General features: G+C 38.9%; 14 protein-coding genes. 5 read left to right on the forward strand and 9 right to left on the reverse strand.

The features are described 5' to 3' along the window. Window positions 1-94: 94 nt before the first annotated feature. Entirely contained in the window at window positions 95-1,288 is a 1,194-nt protein-coding gene (locus tag CEF18_RS25450) for an ornithine--oxo-acid transaminase (RefSeq protein ID WP_110939297.1), read from the reverse strand. 47 nt (window positions 1,289-1,335) lie between these two features. Continuing rightward, window positions 1,336-2,886, reverse strand: coding sequence for an L-glutamate gamma-semialdehyde dehydrogenase (gene pruA / locus CEF18_RS25455; RefSeq protein WP_110939298.1), 1,551 nt, complete (start codon window positions 2,884-2,886; stop codon window positions 1,336-1,338). 219 nt (window positions 2,887-3,105) lie between these two features. Here pruA and CEF18_RS25460 point away from each other — a divergent pair, with 219 nt between their 5' ends. Next, window positions 3,106-4,521: a sigma-54 interaction domain-containing protein gene (locus CEF18_RS25460; protein ID WP_110939299.1), complete on the forward strand. Its 1,416-nt coding sequence runs from the start codon at window positions 3,106-3,108 to the stop codon at window positions 4,519-4,521. Between the two features lie 405 nt (window positions 4,522-4,926). Here CEF18_RS25460 and CEF18_RS25465 read toward each other — a convergent pair whose 3' ends face one another. The 3 genes from CEF18_RS25465 to CEF18_RS25475 form a co-directional block, all read right to left on the reverse strand. After that, the gene (locus tag CEF18_RS25465) at window positions 4,927-6,222 is read right to left on the reverse strand and encodes a hypothetical protein (protein WP_110939300.1); all 1,296 of its coding nucleotides are present in this window, start codon (window positions 6,220-6,222) and stop codon (window positions 4,927-4,929) included. Continuing rightward, window positions 6,219-6,767, reverse strand: coding sequence for an RNA polymerase sigma factor SigX (sigX, locus tag CEF18_RS25470; protein WP_110939301.1), 549 nt, complete (start codon window positions 6,765-6,767; stop codon window positions 6,219-6,221). The genes CEF18_RS25465 and sigX overlap by 4 nt, the downstream gene beginning before the upstream one ends. 373 nt (window positions 6,768-7,140) lie before the next feature. Further along, window positions 7,141-7,692 carry a GbsR/MarR family transcriptional regulator gene (locus CEF18_RS25475; RefSeq protein ID WP_110939302.1) on the reverse strand — a complete coding sequence of 184 codons (552 nt, stop codon included), beginning with the start codon at window positions 7,690-7,692 and terminating at the stop codon, window positions 7,141-7,143. Between the two features lie 313 nt (window positions 7,693-8,005). On the opposite strand from CEF18_RS25475, the gene CEF18_RS25480 reads away from it, so the two are divergent. From CEF18_RS25480 to CEF18_RS25490, 3 genes are all read left to right on the forward strand, one after another. Further along, window positions 8,006-9,205: a quaternary amine ABC transporter ATP-binding protein gene (locus tag CEF18_RS25480; RefSeq protein ID WP_110939303.1), complete on the forward strand. Its 1,200-nt coding sequence runs from the start codon at window positions 8,006-8,008 to the stop codon at window positions 9,203-9,205. Further along, the gene (locus tag CEF18_RS25485; protein ID WP_110939304.1) at window positions 9,198-10,049 is read left to right on the forward strand and encodes an ABC transporter permease; all 852 of its coding nucleotides are present in this window, start codon (window positions 9,198-9,200) and stop codon (window positions 10,047-10,049) included. Before CEF18_RS25480 ends, CEF18_RS25485 begins: the two co-directional genes overlap by 8 nt. Before the next feature lie 86 nt (window positions 10,050-10,135). Continuing rightward, a complete protein-coding gene (locus CEF18_RS25490) occupies window positions 10,136-11,098 on the forward strand; it encodes a glycine betaine ABC transporter substrate-binding protein (protein ID WP_110939305.1) in 963 nt (320 codons plus the stop codon). 63 nt (window positions 11,099-11,161) lie between these two features. Here the strand turns inward: CEF18_RS25490 and CEF18_RS25495 are convergent, their stop codons facing one another. After that, window positions 11,162-12,169: a DUF4097 family beta strand repeat-containing protein gene (locus CEF18_RS25495; protein WP_190238725.1), complete on the reverse strand. Its 1,008-nt coding sequence runs from the start codon at window positions 12,167-12,169 to the stop codon at window positions 11,162-11,164. Between the two features lie 373 nt (window positions 12,170-12,542). On the opposite strand from CEF18_RS25495, the gene CEF18_RS25500 reads away from it, so the two are divergent. Next, the gene (locus CEF18_RS25500) at window positions 12,543-13,331 is read left to right on the forward strand and encodes a GerMN domain-containing protein (RefSeq protein WP_110939307.1); all 789 of its coding nucleotides are present in this window, start codon (window positions 12,543-12,545) and stop codon (window positions 13,329-13,331) included. Between the two features lie 109 nt (window positions 13,332-13,440). On the opposite strand, the gene CEF18_RS25505 is transcribed toward CEF18_RS25500, so the two are convergent. The 3 genes from CEF18_RS25505 to CEF18_RS25515 form a co-directional block, all read right to left on the reverse strand. After that, window positions 13,441-15,594: a heavy metal translocating P-type ATPase gene (locus CEF18_RS25505; RefSeq protein ID WP_110939308.1), complete on the reverse strand. Its 2,154-nt coding sequence runs from the start codon at window positions 15,592-15,594 to the stop codon at window positions 13,441-13,443. After that, a complete protein-coding gene (locus tag CEF18_RS25510) occupies window positions 15,578-15,952 on the reverse strand; it encodes an ArsR/SmtB family transcription factor (RefSeq protein WP_110939309.1) in 375 nt (124 codons plus the stop codon). Before CEF18_RS25510 ends, CEF18_RS25505 begins: the two co-directional genes overlap by 17 nt. A gap of 301 nt (window positions 15,953-16,253) precedes the next feature. Beyond that, window positions 16,254-16,868 (reverse strand): hypothetical protein, encoded by a 615-nt coding sequence (locus CEF18_RS25515; protein ID WP_110939310.1) that lies wholly within the window; start codon window positions 16,866-16,868, stop codon window positions 16,254-16,256. Between the last annotated feature and the right edge of the window lie 122 nt (window positions 16,869-16,990).

Consider the following 16,990-nt stretch of genomic DNA (forward strand, 5'->3'; position numbering starts at 1 on the left):
AACCCCTCTCTTTATCATGAAAATTCATGTTTAATCAATATAGAAACTGTTATCACTTTCTTTCTAGGTTTGTTATTCTACCGGATTTTAGACCCTAAACCGATAGCACGTCTTTAATTTGTTCAATCGCCCAATCTAAGTCTTCTTGGGATATGACTAGCGGCGGAGCAAATCGAATGACGTTTTCATGCGTTTCTTTACAAAGTAAGCCTTTTTCTTTCAATTTCTCACAGTATGAACGCGCTGGTTCCGATAATTCTACGCCGATAAATAACCCTTTTCCTCTTACTTCTTTGATCTTCGGATTACGAATCGCTTTTAATTGCTCTATGAAATAGGTTCCCATTTTCAAAGATCTTTCGGCTAAGTTTTCTTCCTCGATTACAGCGAGTGCTGCAATGGAAACGGCGCTTGCTAAAGGGTTTCCACCAAAGGTTGATCCATGAGAGCCAGGTTCAAAAACACCTAATATATTTTCATTGGCACACACCACCGAGATCGGCATAACGCCACCCCCAAGTGCTTTGCCTAAAATATACATATCAGGCTCGACATTTTCCCAATCGCACGCAAACATTTTACCAGTCCTGGCAAGCCCGCATTGAATTTCATCCGCCACGTACAGAACATTATTTTCTTTACACACATCATAGGCTTCCTTTAGAAATCCTTCAGGCGGAATATTAATCCCTGCTTCACCTTGTATCGGCTCAAATAAAAATGCAGCTGTGTTTGAAGTAATCGCAGATTTTAACGCTTCAATATCGCCATAAGGAATAATTTTAATCCCAGGTAACATTGGTCCAAAATCTTTTCGATTATCTTCGCTGGAAGATAAGGAGACAGCTGTCATCGTTCGTCCGTGAAAATTATCCTCACAAACGATCACTTCCGCTTTATCCTTTTCTACTCCTTTTACGCGATACGCCCAGCGGCGAACAGCTTTAACAGCTGTTTCCACCGCTTCGGCGCCCGTATTCATTGGAAGAATCATATCTTTATTCGTTAATGAAGATACCTTTTTAAAAAACGGACCTAACTGATCATTATGAAACGCCCGTGATGTTAGCGTGATTCGATCTGCCTGATCCTTTAAAGCTTGAATAATTTTTGGATGCCGGTGTCCCTGGTTAACTGCGGAATACGCGCTAAGCATATCGATATAGCGGTTCCCTTCAGGATCTTCCACCCATACTCCCTCAGCTTTAGAAATAACGATGGGAAGAGGATGATAATTTCTTGCCCCATACTTTTCTGTCACGTCCATGATGTCTGTAGATCTTGTCATGTTATTGCCTCCTTCTGACTTTTGTCTAATAGAGGTAAACTCACTTCTTAAAACATGTCAGAAACAGTTTTAGGCTGAAGGAAGTTTAATAGATAATCTGGTCCGCCTGCTTTGGAATCTGTACCAGACATATTAAATCCACCAAACGGGTGATAACCTACAATTGCCGCTGTGCAACCACGATTGAAATAAAGGTTTCCGACATGGAAGTCCTGGCGAGCCTGTTCTAAATGTTCCCGATTATCAGAAATGACTGCTCCTGTTAAGCCATATTCTGTATTGTTGGCAATATCGATTAACTCATCAAAGTCTTTTGCCTTTGAAAATCCAACGACCGGGCCAAAAATTTCTTCTTGCATGATTCGTGATTTAGGATCCAAATCTGCAAAGACAGTCGGTTGAATAAAATATCCTTCTGAATTATCGCCATTGCCGCCTGTCATGAGTTTTCCTTCTTTTTTACCAATCTCAATGTAATCCAAGACCTTATCAAACGCGGCTTGGTCATTGACTGGACCCATAAACTTCGAGTTATCGTTAAACGTTGCACCTACCGTTAATTCTTTCGTTCTATTAACTACTTTATCTAGTACTTCATCATATACATCCTCATGGATAATAGCTCTTGAACACGCGGAACACTTTTGTCCTGAGAATCCAAATGCAGAGTATGTGATCGCCTCTGCAGCTAATTCAAGATCTGCTGTATTATCGACGATGATCGTATCTTTTCCACCCATCTCCGCAATGACACGCTTCATCCAAATTTGTCCTTCTTGTACTTTAGCAGCTCGTTCAGCAATATGAAGCCCTACTTTTTTAGAACCGGTAAAGTTAATGAATCGAGTTCGAGGATGGTCGACTACATAATCACCCATCTCTGCACTGCTACCAGGTATATAATTTACAACACCGTCTGGTAAGCCGGCTTCTAGTAAAACTTCCATAAATTTATAGGCAATAACCGGTGTTGTTTTTGCTGGCTTTAATAACATCGTATTTCCTGCAACCATTGGTCCTACTGTCGTTCCCGCCATGATCGCAAAAGCAAAGTTCCAAGGCGAGATCGCAATACCGACACCTAGTGGGATATAGTTAAATGTGTTGTTTTCTACTTCTCTGGAATTTATTTCTACGCCATCTTTTAAACGCAACATTTGCCGTGCATAATACTCTAAAAAGTCAATGGCTTCCGCTGTATCTGCATCTGCCTCTTTCCAAGGTTTTCCCGCTTCATATGTTAACCAAGCTGAGAATTCATGCTTTCTTCGACGGATCATTCCAGAAGCGCGGAAAAGAATATTCGCTCTCGCTGCCGGATCCCATTTTTTCCAAGTTTGAAAAGCAGCATCTGCTGCTTGCATTGCTTTCTCTGCAAGCTCTTGGCTACACTTTGAGACATAGCCTATCACTTCTTTTTTATTCCCTGGGTTCTCCGATACCGTTTTATCATCAGTAAATATTTTTTCTCCATTAATAATGAGAGGATATTCCTTACCTAGTTCCCCTTTAACATAATTCAATGCCTCTTCGTATTCTTTACGGTTCTCTTCCATCGTAAAATCCGTAAACGGCTCGTGCTTATAAGGTACTACCATGAACAATCCACTCCTTCATTAAAATTATTAAAATTTTCTACACTTTTATAATATGCAATTATCATGCCAACTTTTAAACAACCGGCAATTCAAGTAATTAATTACTTCAGTCCGCAAAATAAATTTGCACTGAAAAATATTTTTGCACCTAATCGCCATAAATATTTGCACTATTGGGACTATTACTTGTAAAATAAAAGAGAAAGTGGGGGTGATTTTATTTTGAATGATACAAATTTCCCGTTCCTGCAACCTGTATACCGACAGTTATTAGATGCCATCGACATGGGAATTCATGTGATCAACAAAGATGGTGTCTCTGTCATCTACAATCAAAAAATGTCTGAAATAGAAGACATGGACAAAGATGACGTACTCAAGAAGAACATAATGGATATATTTCTGTTTAACAGTGAAGATGAAAGTCGCCTTCTGCAAGCTTTGAATAAAGGCGCAGACTTAAAAAATGCCAAACAATCTTATTTTAATTTTAAAGGTCAGGAAATAACGACTATAAATGATACATTCCCTTTATATGATGGAGAAAACATTATCGGTGCAGTGGAAGTAGCAAAGGACATAACAAAGCTTGAGCAATTAACGAGAGAAAACTCCCGTGAGAAAAAGGATGCACGATTTACCTTTGATCAAATTATTGGTAATAGTCAGTCATTGAAGTCAGTCATTGATAATGCTAAACATGCGACGAAAACAAGCTCCTCTGTTCTTGTCTACGGAGAAACGGGTACCGGAAAAGAACTATTTACACAAAGTATCCATAATGGCAGTGAACGTGTTTCTCGCCCTTTCATTAGCCAAAACTGTGCTGCACTCCCAGATTCTCTAATTGAAGGGATATTATTTGGTTCTGTAAAAGGCGCATTTACCGGCGCTACCGGTCATATCGGGTTATTTGAACAAGCAGATGGCGGGACACTCATGCTCGATGAGATAAATTCATTAAGCGCTTCCCTGCAAGCCAAGTTATTACGGGCCATCCAGGAAAAAACGATTCGACGTATCGGAGACACAAAAGACAGGTCGATAGATGTAAGGATAATCGCTACCATAAATGAGGATCCTCTCGTTTCCATCGAAAAAAATCATCTTCGACAAGATTTATATTATCGGTTAAGTGTCGTCAGTATTCTTGTTCCACCTCTCCGTCAAAGAAAAGAAGATATTCCTGTTCTCATCGAACATTTTATCGATAAATATAATCAGCGATTCCAACTAAGAGTGCCTGGCATGTCCGAAGAGGTTCTCCACTTATTTCTGGAGCATGACTGGCCTGGAAATGTAAGAGAGCTTGAACATATGGTCGAAGGTGCAATGAATTTAATTCATTTTGATGAAGAAATAGATTATAGCCACTTGCCAATGCACATGAGAACCAAATTTCATTCTTTGGAAAAGCCCTCACCGGAACCCGAAAAGGAAAACACGTCCAAAAGTCACACGGCTATCACGGGAACCTTACAAGAAAACATGGATAGGGTAGAAAAAGACCTGTTAGAACGGACATTAAGGCACCACCGTGGAAATGTTACGAAAGCAGCCAAAGATTTGGGCCTCAGTCGGCAAAGCCTTCAATATCGTCTGAAGAAGTTTTTACTGGTTGCGCGTGAAGTTTAAGTTTATGCGCTACTAGCAAGTCCATAGAACGTACTTACAACATTCTACATTTATTTCCCGGGAAAGGCTGGTTACCGGATGTTATGACATCTTAAAAAAACTTAGTGTGTCTTCTTTTCTATTTCGTTGCTTTTGTTATCACGAAAGTTTGTTTGGAAGAATTACCGCTCGCTTTCCGTGGATGATCCGCGAGCCTCCTCGAGATTACGAACGCTCTGCGGGGTCTCACTTGAATCATTCTTCCACAGGAGTCTCGCGGATTCTTCCACACAACAATCTCTTATTTTGCAAAAAAGGATGTATCAAAATGTCATAAAAGACCTTTTGATACATCCTTAATTTTTTTATAAGATGGTAAAGAAGGGTGAATATCAGGTCACCCCTTACCATCTATTTCATATAAACTTAATTTAAATCAACTTCTTTTGTTTCTCCCGTGGTTTCGTTAGTAATTTGCAATGTGTCTAGAGAAAATGGTTCCGCAGTTAAAATCAACGAATCGTAAAAAGTACTCATTTCATCCAATTGACTTTCTTCCGTCTCGGGCCCCTCTGTCTCATATATAACTTCTACAAACTTATCATCAAACCTAAAGTTAACCACTTCGACAAAATCAGGAACAGGGGAAGTATAGAAGTGTTCATCTGGCATTGCAGCCATTCTTTCAACCGTCTCTCGATAAGTAAGTGCATTTCCAGAATCGGAACGCATTTGCTCACCTACTATCCGTGCACTCACTAAATATACTTCTCCATCCTTTTCATAGGAATAATAACCTCTGTTAAATAAATCGATTGGCAGGCTTTCTACTTCTCCCTGTTGACCAAACATAATCCCGGGTTCACCCTCTACACTTAATTCAACTTCATCAATCCCATAAATAGTAAATAGTTCTTGAAATATTAAACCAAGTCCTTGATGTTCCGAAGATGTTAAGCTTTCTAAGTTATGATCCTCTTGAAAGTTTAAATGAACAGAGTCCTGCAACTGTTCGTCAAGACTGACCTCGGTTATATTTTCCATCTCGCTTCTAATCGTTGGGTCACTCGCCTTCAAAGAGGTAGCGAGAAGCTCCTCCGTAGAGGTGTGATCTATTTCAGTTGGATGCAGCACTGCAATTCCATCTGGAAAATCACTTTCTTCCACCGGGATAATCTGCGCTATAAACTCGGAAGGTGTAAGATCTTCTATTTGGACCGGTTCTTCTTCCTGAATTGATTCGCTGGAATTTGATTCGCTCCGAACATCCACCGATGAATTGTTCTCTTGAGTAGCTTCATTATTATTGCTAGATGCATTTTCATCATTTCTAGGAGAGCTTTGACTTTCTGTACCAATACTGCTCTCTTGCGTTTCATTCCCACTATCATCAGAATACAAGCTCACTTTGTTTTCTGCATTGTCAGCAGAAGAAGATTCCATATTCTCAGCAGAATCGTTTGCTTCATCCATCGACATTTGCGAGTTATTATTTATAAAGGAAGGAATGACTAATAAGATAATAAAAATAGCGGCTACACTGCCCAGTGCAGGAAACAACCATGATTTTTTTCGTTTATTAGCAGCTCTGGAAAGAGAGACTTCTTCCGATCGTTTTTCAATTGCTTGGAATAACTCATCTTTGGATTGTTTATCCTTAACAGAAGGCAAGTTCGACAACGTCTTTTCAATATCTTTTTCATTCCATTTATTTTTGCTCACTTCTTTGCCTCCTTTACTTCCAATGTCTCCTCGACCTCTTCTAGATTTTTTTGAAGGGTTTTAATCGCTCTGTGTTGGGTTGTTTTCACTTTACTTTCGGTCCAACCCAATATATCGGCAGTCTCTGATATCGATAAAGACTGAACATATCGCAGTAATACAACTTGTTGTTGATCTTCTGTACAAGTTTTCAATACACGATAAACTTGTTGTACTTCATCTTTCTGGAGCAGAACTTCTTCCGGGAGTGGACTCTGATCCTTTATTTCAAATTCCCGCTCGCTCCATTCATACTCTTTGCCTTCCCATTTCCGTTTCTTGCGCGACTGCTTACGGATCCAATCTATTCCAACATGTTTAGCTACGGAATAGAGCCATGTTTTTTCCGAACTTTTGCCTTCAAAGGTTTCAAAAGAGTGAAGTACTTTAATATATACTTCTTGGACTAAATCCTCTGCCACTTCTCTATTCCTGACCATATAGAAAAGATACTGGAAAAGCTGATGGTGATAAGCAGTATATAAACGATCAAACTCCGACCTCACTTGATTCCCTCCCCTTGCAACTATAATTGACGTTATCTATTCGTTTTTGTTACATAAAAGTCGACGAATAATTCTAAGAAAATAGATTATCTGATGAATAGTTATCCAGTTAGAAGTGCCCATGCCCAGAATATACTCGCTCCAATAAATCCAATAATTAATAAAATCACAGCCACTTGCCAATTTTTCATGTTATTTCATTCCTTTACGTTAAATTTCAACAAAAACTCTCCTATTTATTTGAACTTCCTCATTATAACAAAAAATAGCTTGATGCCTCTCATCAAATTTGACGAGCATCAAGCTATAACGATCGTTTAATTATAGAAAAATTTTATTTCTGAATATTGGCGACGTTAATGAACAACCTAAGTCATGAACGTTTCGGTATAATCTTAAATATTTCATCTGTTTCAAATAACGATATCACATCAGTCAGCCATTCATAATAAGCTTCAGCTCCATTTAGTTTTTCAAGATCTAGTTCCGCGGAGTTGATTATGTCATCGTTCTCTGATTTATCTAAAAGTTCTTCCATACTTTCCTTTGTTTCTTTTATTGCACGCATATTCAATTCTGTTGAGTTTCTCCATCGTGTAATAAATACGTTTGAAAAAGATTTGTACCAATCGTCTTCTGTTTTATAAAGATCTTTGCGAATGCCCTTCTCCCAAACCCTTTCAACCATATTCGCATCTGTCAAAGCCCTTATTCCTGTACTCATACTTGTCTTACTCATACCTAGGGAGGAACTCATGTCATCTAATGTCATTGGTTTTTCCGCAAAGAATACCGTTCCGTATAATCTGCCAACCGATGAATTTATATTGTATAAATGAATATTTTTAGCTATTTCTGTAATGAAGCGCTCTCTTGCGTCATACAATTTCTGTTGTTCTTCCTTATATATAGCATTATTCGGCATTTGTAAACCTCCTGTCTTATTCCATCTATAAAAATACTAGCAAATACTCCTTTCAAAAAGAAAGTAGCATATCCATGTGTTATAGATAGGATTGTTGTGTAATTTGGCGTTACAGTCGTGTAACCTTTGTACAGTTTTAACTGTACGTACTTTTCGAAGTTTATATATAGTATATACGGTTTGATCTTATTTACCTAAACCTTTATAGTTAGAAAGGTCGAAACATACCGTGTGCTATGTATTGCTTGGCGAGAAGTCAGGTACTTTTTCGTGTTAATAAATAAAAGTAATTATGAATTTGGGGTGACTACATTTGGCAAATATTAAAGTAGAAGGCTTAACCAAGGTCTTCGGTAAACGTTCGAAACAGGGGCTAGAGCTTTTAAAGCAAGGAAAAAGCAAGGATGATATTCTTGCAGAAACGGGTTTAACCATTGGTGTAAATCAAGCTTCTTTTGAAGTAAATGATGCCGAGATTTTTGTTATTATGGGGCTTTCTGGAAGTGGTAAATCCACACTTGTCCGCTTGTTAAATCGTTTAATCGAGCCTACTGACGGCAAGGTTTGGATAGATGGGGAAAACTTAGCACAAATGAATGATAAAGATTTGCGCGAAGTTAGACGTAAAAAGATGAGTATGGTTTTCCAAAAGTTTGGGCTATTCCCATTCAGAACCATTATCGAAAATGTTGAATATGGCTTGGAAATACAAGGTATTGATCCAACCACTCGAAGGAAACAAGCATTTGAATCTTTAGAGCTTGTTGGTTTAAAAGGATATGAAAACCAATATCCCGATCAACTATCAGGTGGAATGCAACAACGCGTTGGACTTGCTCGAGCGTTGGCAAATGATCCAAGTGTTCTCTTGATGGATGAGGCTTTCTCAGCACTTGACCCACTTATCAGAAAAGATATGCAGGATGAGCTGCTTGATTTACAAGAAAAAATGCAAAAAACGATTATCTTCATTACTCATGATTTAGACGAGGCTCTTCGTATAGGAGATCGAATTACAATCATGAAGGACGGAGCCATTGTCCAAATAGGTACACCAGAAGAAATCTTAGTAAATCCGGCCAATGATTATGTGGAACGATTTGTAGAGGATGTTGATCGATCTAAGGTCTTAACAGCCAGTCATATTATGAAACGGCCTGAAACAGTTAATATTGATAAACACGGTCCACGAGTAGCATTAGAACGTATGAAAGAAGAAGGTATTTCAAGCATTCTTGTTATCGACAGCAAACGGAAATTCAAGGGGTATGTAACAGCAGATGATGCTTCCATCGCTCGAAAACAAGAGATTAAAACGTTGGAAGGCATTTTAAAAACAGATATACCAAAAATCGAAAAAGATACACCAATGCATGATATTTTCAATATTATTCACAATATCCCAACACCCGTAGCAGTTGTCGAGAACGAACGGTTAGTGGGAATTATTGTCCGAGGTGCGGTCATTGCCGCTCTTGCTAATGATAGCGAGGTGGAATCAGAAAATGCTTAATAATCTTACAGAATTTATACCAAGAATACCAATTGCCGAAGGAACAGCATGGTTTGTCGGGTGGTTAACAAGTACATTTGCTTTTTTATTCAACCCTATTAAAACTTATTTTGGGGATTTCATGGAATGGACAGCAAATCTCTTATATAGCATTCCGCCGATCATTGTCATTCTTATCGTCGCACTGGCAGCCTTTTTTCTAACGGGTAAAAAATATGGCCTTGCAGCGTTTTCAGTCTTTGGACTATGGCTTGTACACAATCAAGGATTATGGGAAGATTTAACCTTCACAATTACTTTGGTTATACTCGCAAGTGTCTTGTCTGTTATCATTGGAGTTCCGTTTGGAATTTTAATGTCCAAAAGCAAAACAGCAGATGCAATTATTCGACCAGTCCTAGATTTCATGCAAACAATGCCTGCCTTTGTTTACTTAATTCCTGCTGTTGCTTTCTTTGGAATAGGAATGGTTCCCGGTGTTTTTGCATCCTTGATATTTGCGACACCACCAACCGTTCGTTTCACCAATTTAGGTATTCGCCAAGTTCCAACAGAACTAGTGGAAGCATCAGATGCGTTTGGTAGTACTGGTGCACAGAAGTTATTTAAAGTAGAGCTTCCGATGGCCAAAGCAACGATTATGGCTGGGATAAATCAAACAGTTATGCTTGCCTTATCTATGGTCGTTATTGCATCGATGATCGGTGCACCCGGGTTAGGAAGAGAAGTTCTTTCCGCATTACAACGTGCGCAAGTAGGACCTGGTTTTGTAGCTGGTTTAGGAATAGTTATCCTGGCTATCATTATCGATCGATTCACACAAAATGTGAACACTAAAAATTAATACAGATTTAACACCAATTAAGTTGGCTCCTTTTCATGAATTGAAAAGTTCCATAGATAAAATAAAACTAGGGGGATTTAATTATTATGTTTAAACTCAACAAAAAACGTCTTGGATTAGCAGCAGGACTGTCATTATCATTACTCGCAGCTGGCTGTGGAGAAAATGAAAATGACACGAATACTACGAATGTTGATAATAATACAGCAGAAGAAAATGCAGGCAATGCAACTGAAGAGAATGCAGATGCTGGAGCAGTTGGCGAAGGACAGGAAATTGAATTAGTATACGTGGAGTGGGACTCAGAAATTGCATCTACACACGTTGTAGCAAAAGTTTTGGAAGACCAAGGTTATGATGTTACTGTGACTCCGATTGATAATGCAATTATGTGGGATTCAGTAGCAAGTGGAGAAGCTGATGGTATGGTTGCAGCATGGTTACCTGCTACACACGGCGATCTATTTGAAGAATATGGAGATCAGGTTGTTGATCTAGGTGAAAACCTTGAAGGAGCTAAAATTGGTTTAGTTGTGCCTGAATACATGGATGCTACAACTATTGATGACTTAGCTAACTTTTCTGATGATTTAGGAAATACAATCACTGGAATTGAGCCTGGCGCTGGTGTTGTTCAAGCAGCTGAAAGTGCTGTAGAAACATACGAAGGCCTAGCAGACTTTTCCGTTCAAACATCTTCTAGTGGTGCAATGGCTACCGCATTAGGCGAAGCAATTGACAACGAAGAGCCAATTGTTGTAACTGGTTGGACTCCGCACTGGAAATTCGCTTCTTATGACTTAAAGTATCTTGAAGACCCTGAAGGATCATTTGGTGATGCTGAAGTTATTAAAACAATGGTTCGTGAAGGTTTAGAGGAAGATCTTCCAAACGCCTACACACTATTGGATCAGTTCAGCTGGACTCCAGAAGATATGCAGGCTGTAATGCTTGACATGCAAGAAGGCACATCTCCAGAAGATGCTGCAGCTGCATGGGTTGAAGCAAATGAAGAAATCGTATCAGAATGGACTGCTGGTTTAGAATAATTTAATCATAAAGATAAAAAAGCCAGACCTACGTATTTCGTAGGTCTGGCTTTTTTTGTATATCTATTCTAGAAAAACAGTGATAGTACCATTCGTTGTTGTAGCATTTATCTCGTGTGTGCCATCCCCTTGAATTGCGGATCCTTGTGTTTTTACTCTTACTAACTCTCCTTCTTTTTCTCTTTCCATTTGTAAATCTCCATCAACTTTTCCATTTGTCGTTTTTCCTTCGAAATAAAAATCACTTTCTTCAGCAGCTCCAATTCTGATATTACCGTTGGTTGTCTTTAAATCCCAGTTTCCGAGGACCTGATCGCTTTCTACTTCAATTGTTCCATTTGTCGTATGAAGATTTGCTGCTCCACCAATACCTTCTAAAATAATGCGGCCATTTGTAGATTGAACTTTAGCATCCTTAGCTATGTTAACCACTGTGACTGCTCCATTCGTGGTTTGGACATTGATATTTTCTGCTATATTAGTAACTTCAACTCCACCATTTGTAACATCAATATGGACCCGTTTATCTTTAGGCACTTCAATCACTAAATTCGCTTTCATGTTTTCACTGAATGAAAACCAAGATAACTCTTTTTGATCAATACTGTATTCAAACATATTATCCGTTCTAGTAATTTCACGCACTTCTTCATAAACTTCCTTTACATCGTCTTCATCATCTTCATCTGCCTGTATGGTACCTGACACCGAAATCTCATCTTCATCCGTTCCCATCACTTTAACCGAAGCATTCGGGGCGTTTATTTTAATTATTTCAACACTTCCCCCTAAATCATATTCTTCTTCGATTGAAGCCGTTGTCCCTGTTACACCTGACCATTCAAGAAACGAAAACCCGCTCGAAGCCTCTAAGCTCTTCTCTACACCGCTGCTGGCAAGCAATACTACCAGTAATAAAATGATCGAAAATTTATCGAAACGCACCTTTTGATCAGGCTCTTTATTCCGATAATAAATTAGACCTTCAATAAGTAACCCTACTACTAAGATAGGCCATACGTAAGCAAACAAAAAATTAAATGAGATCGCTAGGATTTGACTCGCTAACAAAATCACTCCTAACATTAAGATACATAAGCCTAACGTTCGTCGCCCTATTTTTGTGATATCGTCCCTCTCCCTTTTCTCATCTTTTCTCTATTGTAATGGGTGAATTCTTTTTCCGTAAGCGACTTAAGAAATATATCTTCTACGCCCCTGGACTTAGATTGGTAAAAATTCTTAACATACCCCAAAAGCATCATTTCGATAAAAAGTTTGTAACTATCTTTTTAACTATATAACATTCAGTTGTCTGTACTGTTCATTTTCTGTTATATTGAAATTGGCAAAATAACGCAGATTTTGTTGTAACCTTTTATTCTAAGTGTCGTCTAATGAATTGAACGAACTATAACTATTAAATTTGAAGGTAGGGGTACAAATGAAAAATGTTAGTAAAATACTTTTAGTCTTTAGTCTTGTTCTATTATTAGCTGCTTGTGGAACAAGTGAGAATGCTGCTGGAGACACAAATAATGTCTCAGGAGAAAACAATACAATGAATACTGAAAATAGTGTGGAAGAAAATGAAGCGGTGAACGATGCAACAACTGAAGAGGAAGACTTAGACGAAGACGAAGGAAATATAAATGCGAGCGAATCAAATAACAATGTTGAAGAAAATGAACCTGAAGTGGAAGAAAACGAACCTGAAGTAGAAGAGAACACCATGAACGATAGTACAAATGACGAAGCAGACATTAACACTGCAGAGGATGAAAACAGTAATACGGAAGAAACAACTACACTTGATTCTGTTACACTATTTTTCTCTGATGATCAATTGTTAGAAACGTTCCGCGTTAACTCTGGGACATCCGTTTCTATGGATGAATCCGGCGCAGAGGAAGCTATGAATCTTTGGCTTGCAGGCCCCTCACAAGATGGTTTAGTTAAATTATTGCCTGAAGGCGTGACTGTGCAATCTGTAGAATTCAAGGACGATGTTGCCTATGTTTCTTTTTCACAAGATATCGAAACGACCAATCTTGGCTCAAGCGGTGAATTAATGTTTACTCAGCACGTAGCTCTAATGATGAATCAATTCGGCTACGACAGCACCATGATACTTATTGACGGTGAAGAGGTCGGAGAATTATTAGGCCACATGGATCTATCTAATCCAATCTCAGCCGAGAACCCTGAAGACTATGAGTTAATGAATGAATAGGACTCTTAAGTAATAAAGAAACTCCAAGGAACGAAGGCGTAAGCTTCACTCATTGCATCAAAAGAGGATGTCCATTGGTCTTTACTGACCTTCAGACATCCTCTTTTTATTACTTTTTATTACTCTTATCTTTTATTTTGATAAGCCTCAAACTATTAAATGTAACAAGTAATGTTGCTCCCATGTCGGCAATAATAGCAATCCACAGCGTCAGCCAACCGAAAGGGACGAGAATTAGTGCTAATACTTTTAATCCAAGTGCAAATGCAATGTTTTGTTTGACGATCCTCAATGTCCTGCGACTCGTTTCTATCAGTATAGGCAGTTTATTTAATTCATCCCCCATTAAAGCAATATCCGCTGTTTCAATTGCAGTGTCCGTTCCTGCTCCACCCATTGCAATGCCGACATTTGCCTGTGCTAATGCCGGAGCATCATTCATGCCATCACCGACCATCGCAACGTTCTTGCCTGAAATTCTCGTTTGTTTGATGAAGGCAAGTTTCTCTTCAGGAAGCAATTCCGATTCTACGCGTGTAACCCCTGCTTCTCGACCAATTGCTTCTGCTGTATAACGTTGATCACCGGTCAACATCACGATTTCCTTTATCCCTAATTTCTTCAACTGTTGGATCGCATGCTTCGCTTCAGGTCTGACCTCATCACGTAAAGCCATTATTGCTAGTATCTTAGATTCATTACCTAAAATGACCACCGTTTTCCCTTGTTTTTGAAGATCTTCTACCTTCTCATCAATTTTCTCGGATAAGCTACTAGTGAAGTAACTTCTTGCATAAGAGGGACTAGCGACGTAATAATAGACGCCATCAATCTTTGCAGACATCCCTTTGCCTGTAAGAGCTTTCGATTCAGTTACGTTCCTCTGAGAAACCATATCGCCGCCATTTTTTTTCGCATAAGCAACTAAAGTTTTCGCCAAAGGATGGGTGGAATACTCTTCAATCGAATATATATACGGAATTAATTCCTTTTCAGAGACATCGTCGATCGAAAGAAAATCAGTTACCTCTGGAGTGCCTTTCGTTAGCGTACCTGTTTTATCGAAAGCAATCACTTCTATATGACCTGCTTGTTCTAAATGAATGCCACCCTTGATAAGGATACCTTGTTTCGCATTGCTGCCAATGGCTGTAACGATAGCTACCGGAGTAGATATGACAAGGGCACAAGGACAACCAACTACCAGTGTTGCAAGTCCTAAATAGATCCATTCACTCCATACGCCCCCCGCCATTAATGGCGGCCCTATCATGACAATGACTGCTAGAATCATAATGGCAGGTGTATAATATGCAGCGAATCGATCGATAAATTGCTGTGCTGGAGCTCTCTCACCTTGAGCTTCTTCTACGAGCTGAATGATCTTTGCAAGTGTCGTGTCTTTGACCAGCTTCGTCACTTTTACGGAAAGAAGCCCTTCCTCGTTCAATGTTCCGGCAAATACCGAGTCACCTTCACCTTTTCCAACAGGAATACTTTCCCCTGTAATCGCAGCTTGGTTCACCGAAGTAAGGCCTTTTGTAACAGTCCCATCCAAGGGAATTTTCTCACCTGGACGAATAATGTTCTCCTCTCCTATATCTATCTCGTCTACAGGAACAATCATTTCTTTACCAAGTCTATTTACCGTCGCATTTCGTGGACTAGTTTCTACAAGGGAGCGAATCGATTTTCGTGCCCGATCCATTGAATAGCTTTCGAGCGCTTCACTTATTGCAAACAAAACGACAACTAGTGCTCCTTCTCCCCACTCCCCAATGAGAGCGGCACCTATAATGGCAATTGTCATCAAGGTTCTCATATCGAACACAAACTTCGTTAGATTATTGATCCCTTGCCAGAACATCGAATATCCACCGATAACCATACCACTTAAAAAGAGTCCAATCGTAATGAGTGACTGTTCCCCAATATAAAAATGAGAAATCCAACCTGCTAGCACAAACAAGCTTGCAAGAATTACTTGAATCCATGTATGCTTCTGAAAAAAAGGCTGATCCTCCTCCGTAGGAAGCTCATCATTTTCATGATAAACTTTCACATTCTCAAAGGCTCCTGCCTTTTCTAATTCCTGTATGCTCGCATGGCCTTCGATGATAAGTTTCTCAGAAGTGAAATTTACATTCGCTTCTTTCACTCCAGGTATCTGTTTGACATTTTTTTCAAACCTAGCTGCACAACCTGTGCAAGTCATGCCTTTCACTTTATACATCTCTTGGTCCGTTTTAGTTGTTGTTTCCATCAGCTTTACCTTCCTTCTGATGTTCAAAGGCTAATTGTATAAGCGCTTTAACGTGATGATCATCCAATCGGTAAAATGCCAGCTTTCCTACCTTACGATACTGAGCCAATCCTTGTTTCTTTAGTGTACGCAAATGGTGAGATGCTGTAGCGGTAGATGCCCCGATAACATTAGCAATATCACATACACATAATTCTTCTTCTTTCGTTAATGCATAAGCAATCTTTAAGCGAGTTTCATCCGCTAGAATTTTAAAAATCTGACTCGTGCCTATGATAAATTCATCATTTAACTGTTTATGAAGTGAGGCAACCTTAGCTTTATCAAACGAATACACACTGCAAGTATCTTCTGCCATTCGTAATCCCTCCAATTTCCCGACTCCCTTTATTCAAACAATCATTTGATTATAGTGTATGCTATTTCCTTGAAACGGTCAAACGAAGGTTTGATTGTTTCACCTAAGAAAAACGGCATAGCCGTCTTTTATTAATTACAGCGTCAGCTTCCACCGCCATCGAGTAGCACCTACGCAGTGCGTGTAGGTGCTACTCGAAAGGAGGTGGGTTTCCCTTGATACGTGCGGTGCGAAGTTAGCTGCCAATTTTATAAATTCTCTTTAAAAATGGGGGGGCTGTCCCCCCCATTCCCTTTAATATCTATGGTAATATAATTTTCAATAGTTCTTTTAAGTCTTCTTTATCAGTCACTACCGCTTCGTTTTTCACAAGCAATTCATAATAAGCATTATTTATTTGAGCGTTTATAACCCACTCATTTTGTTGATTCATAACCAAAACTTCATGTTTATTTACTTCCAATGTATCTACACCTTCCAGATCTGACAGGTTTTTAAGAAAACTATCTGAACTGATATGCAATGTGGCATAGTGTTCATGATAGGTATGATAATAGTGCTGTCGAATCGTTTTCTGTTCCTTTGTACTTTTTTCATTAAATGCATCTATTTCCTCTGTGGATACTTCATTTGTATTGGCTTCTCTTCCGAATACGAAACGATAACGAAAAGGTTCCTCAGAAAATGCTTGATTACCTTCATTCTCATCATCAGCATCTGACATTTCTACATAAGATGATACAGCCACCACATCCCAATCATCCGGATAGTTAAAACCTTCATATTGAAAGCTGTCTGATACAAATTGAAAAGGAAAATTATCACTGCTGCTGTCCGGATTAGTATCATTTTCTGACTCACAACCGGCAACACTAACTACCAATACTACAAATAAAAATGGATATAAAAATTTCAATTGACCACCCCTTAGACTTTCTCCTTCTATTTTATCAAATAATAACTGAGACTTTCTTCTCTATCTTTTAATCTGTGATATCTTTGTTAATAATGCTTCCCTATGCTATTTTTCTGCTAATT

The organism is Salipaludibacillus neizhouensis (assembly GCF_002886185.1).
In the GTDB taxonomy this organism is placed as follows: Bacteria; Bacillota; Bacilli; order Bacillales; family Salisediminibacteriaceae; genus Salipaludibacillus; species Salipaludibacillus neizhouensis.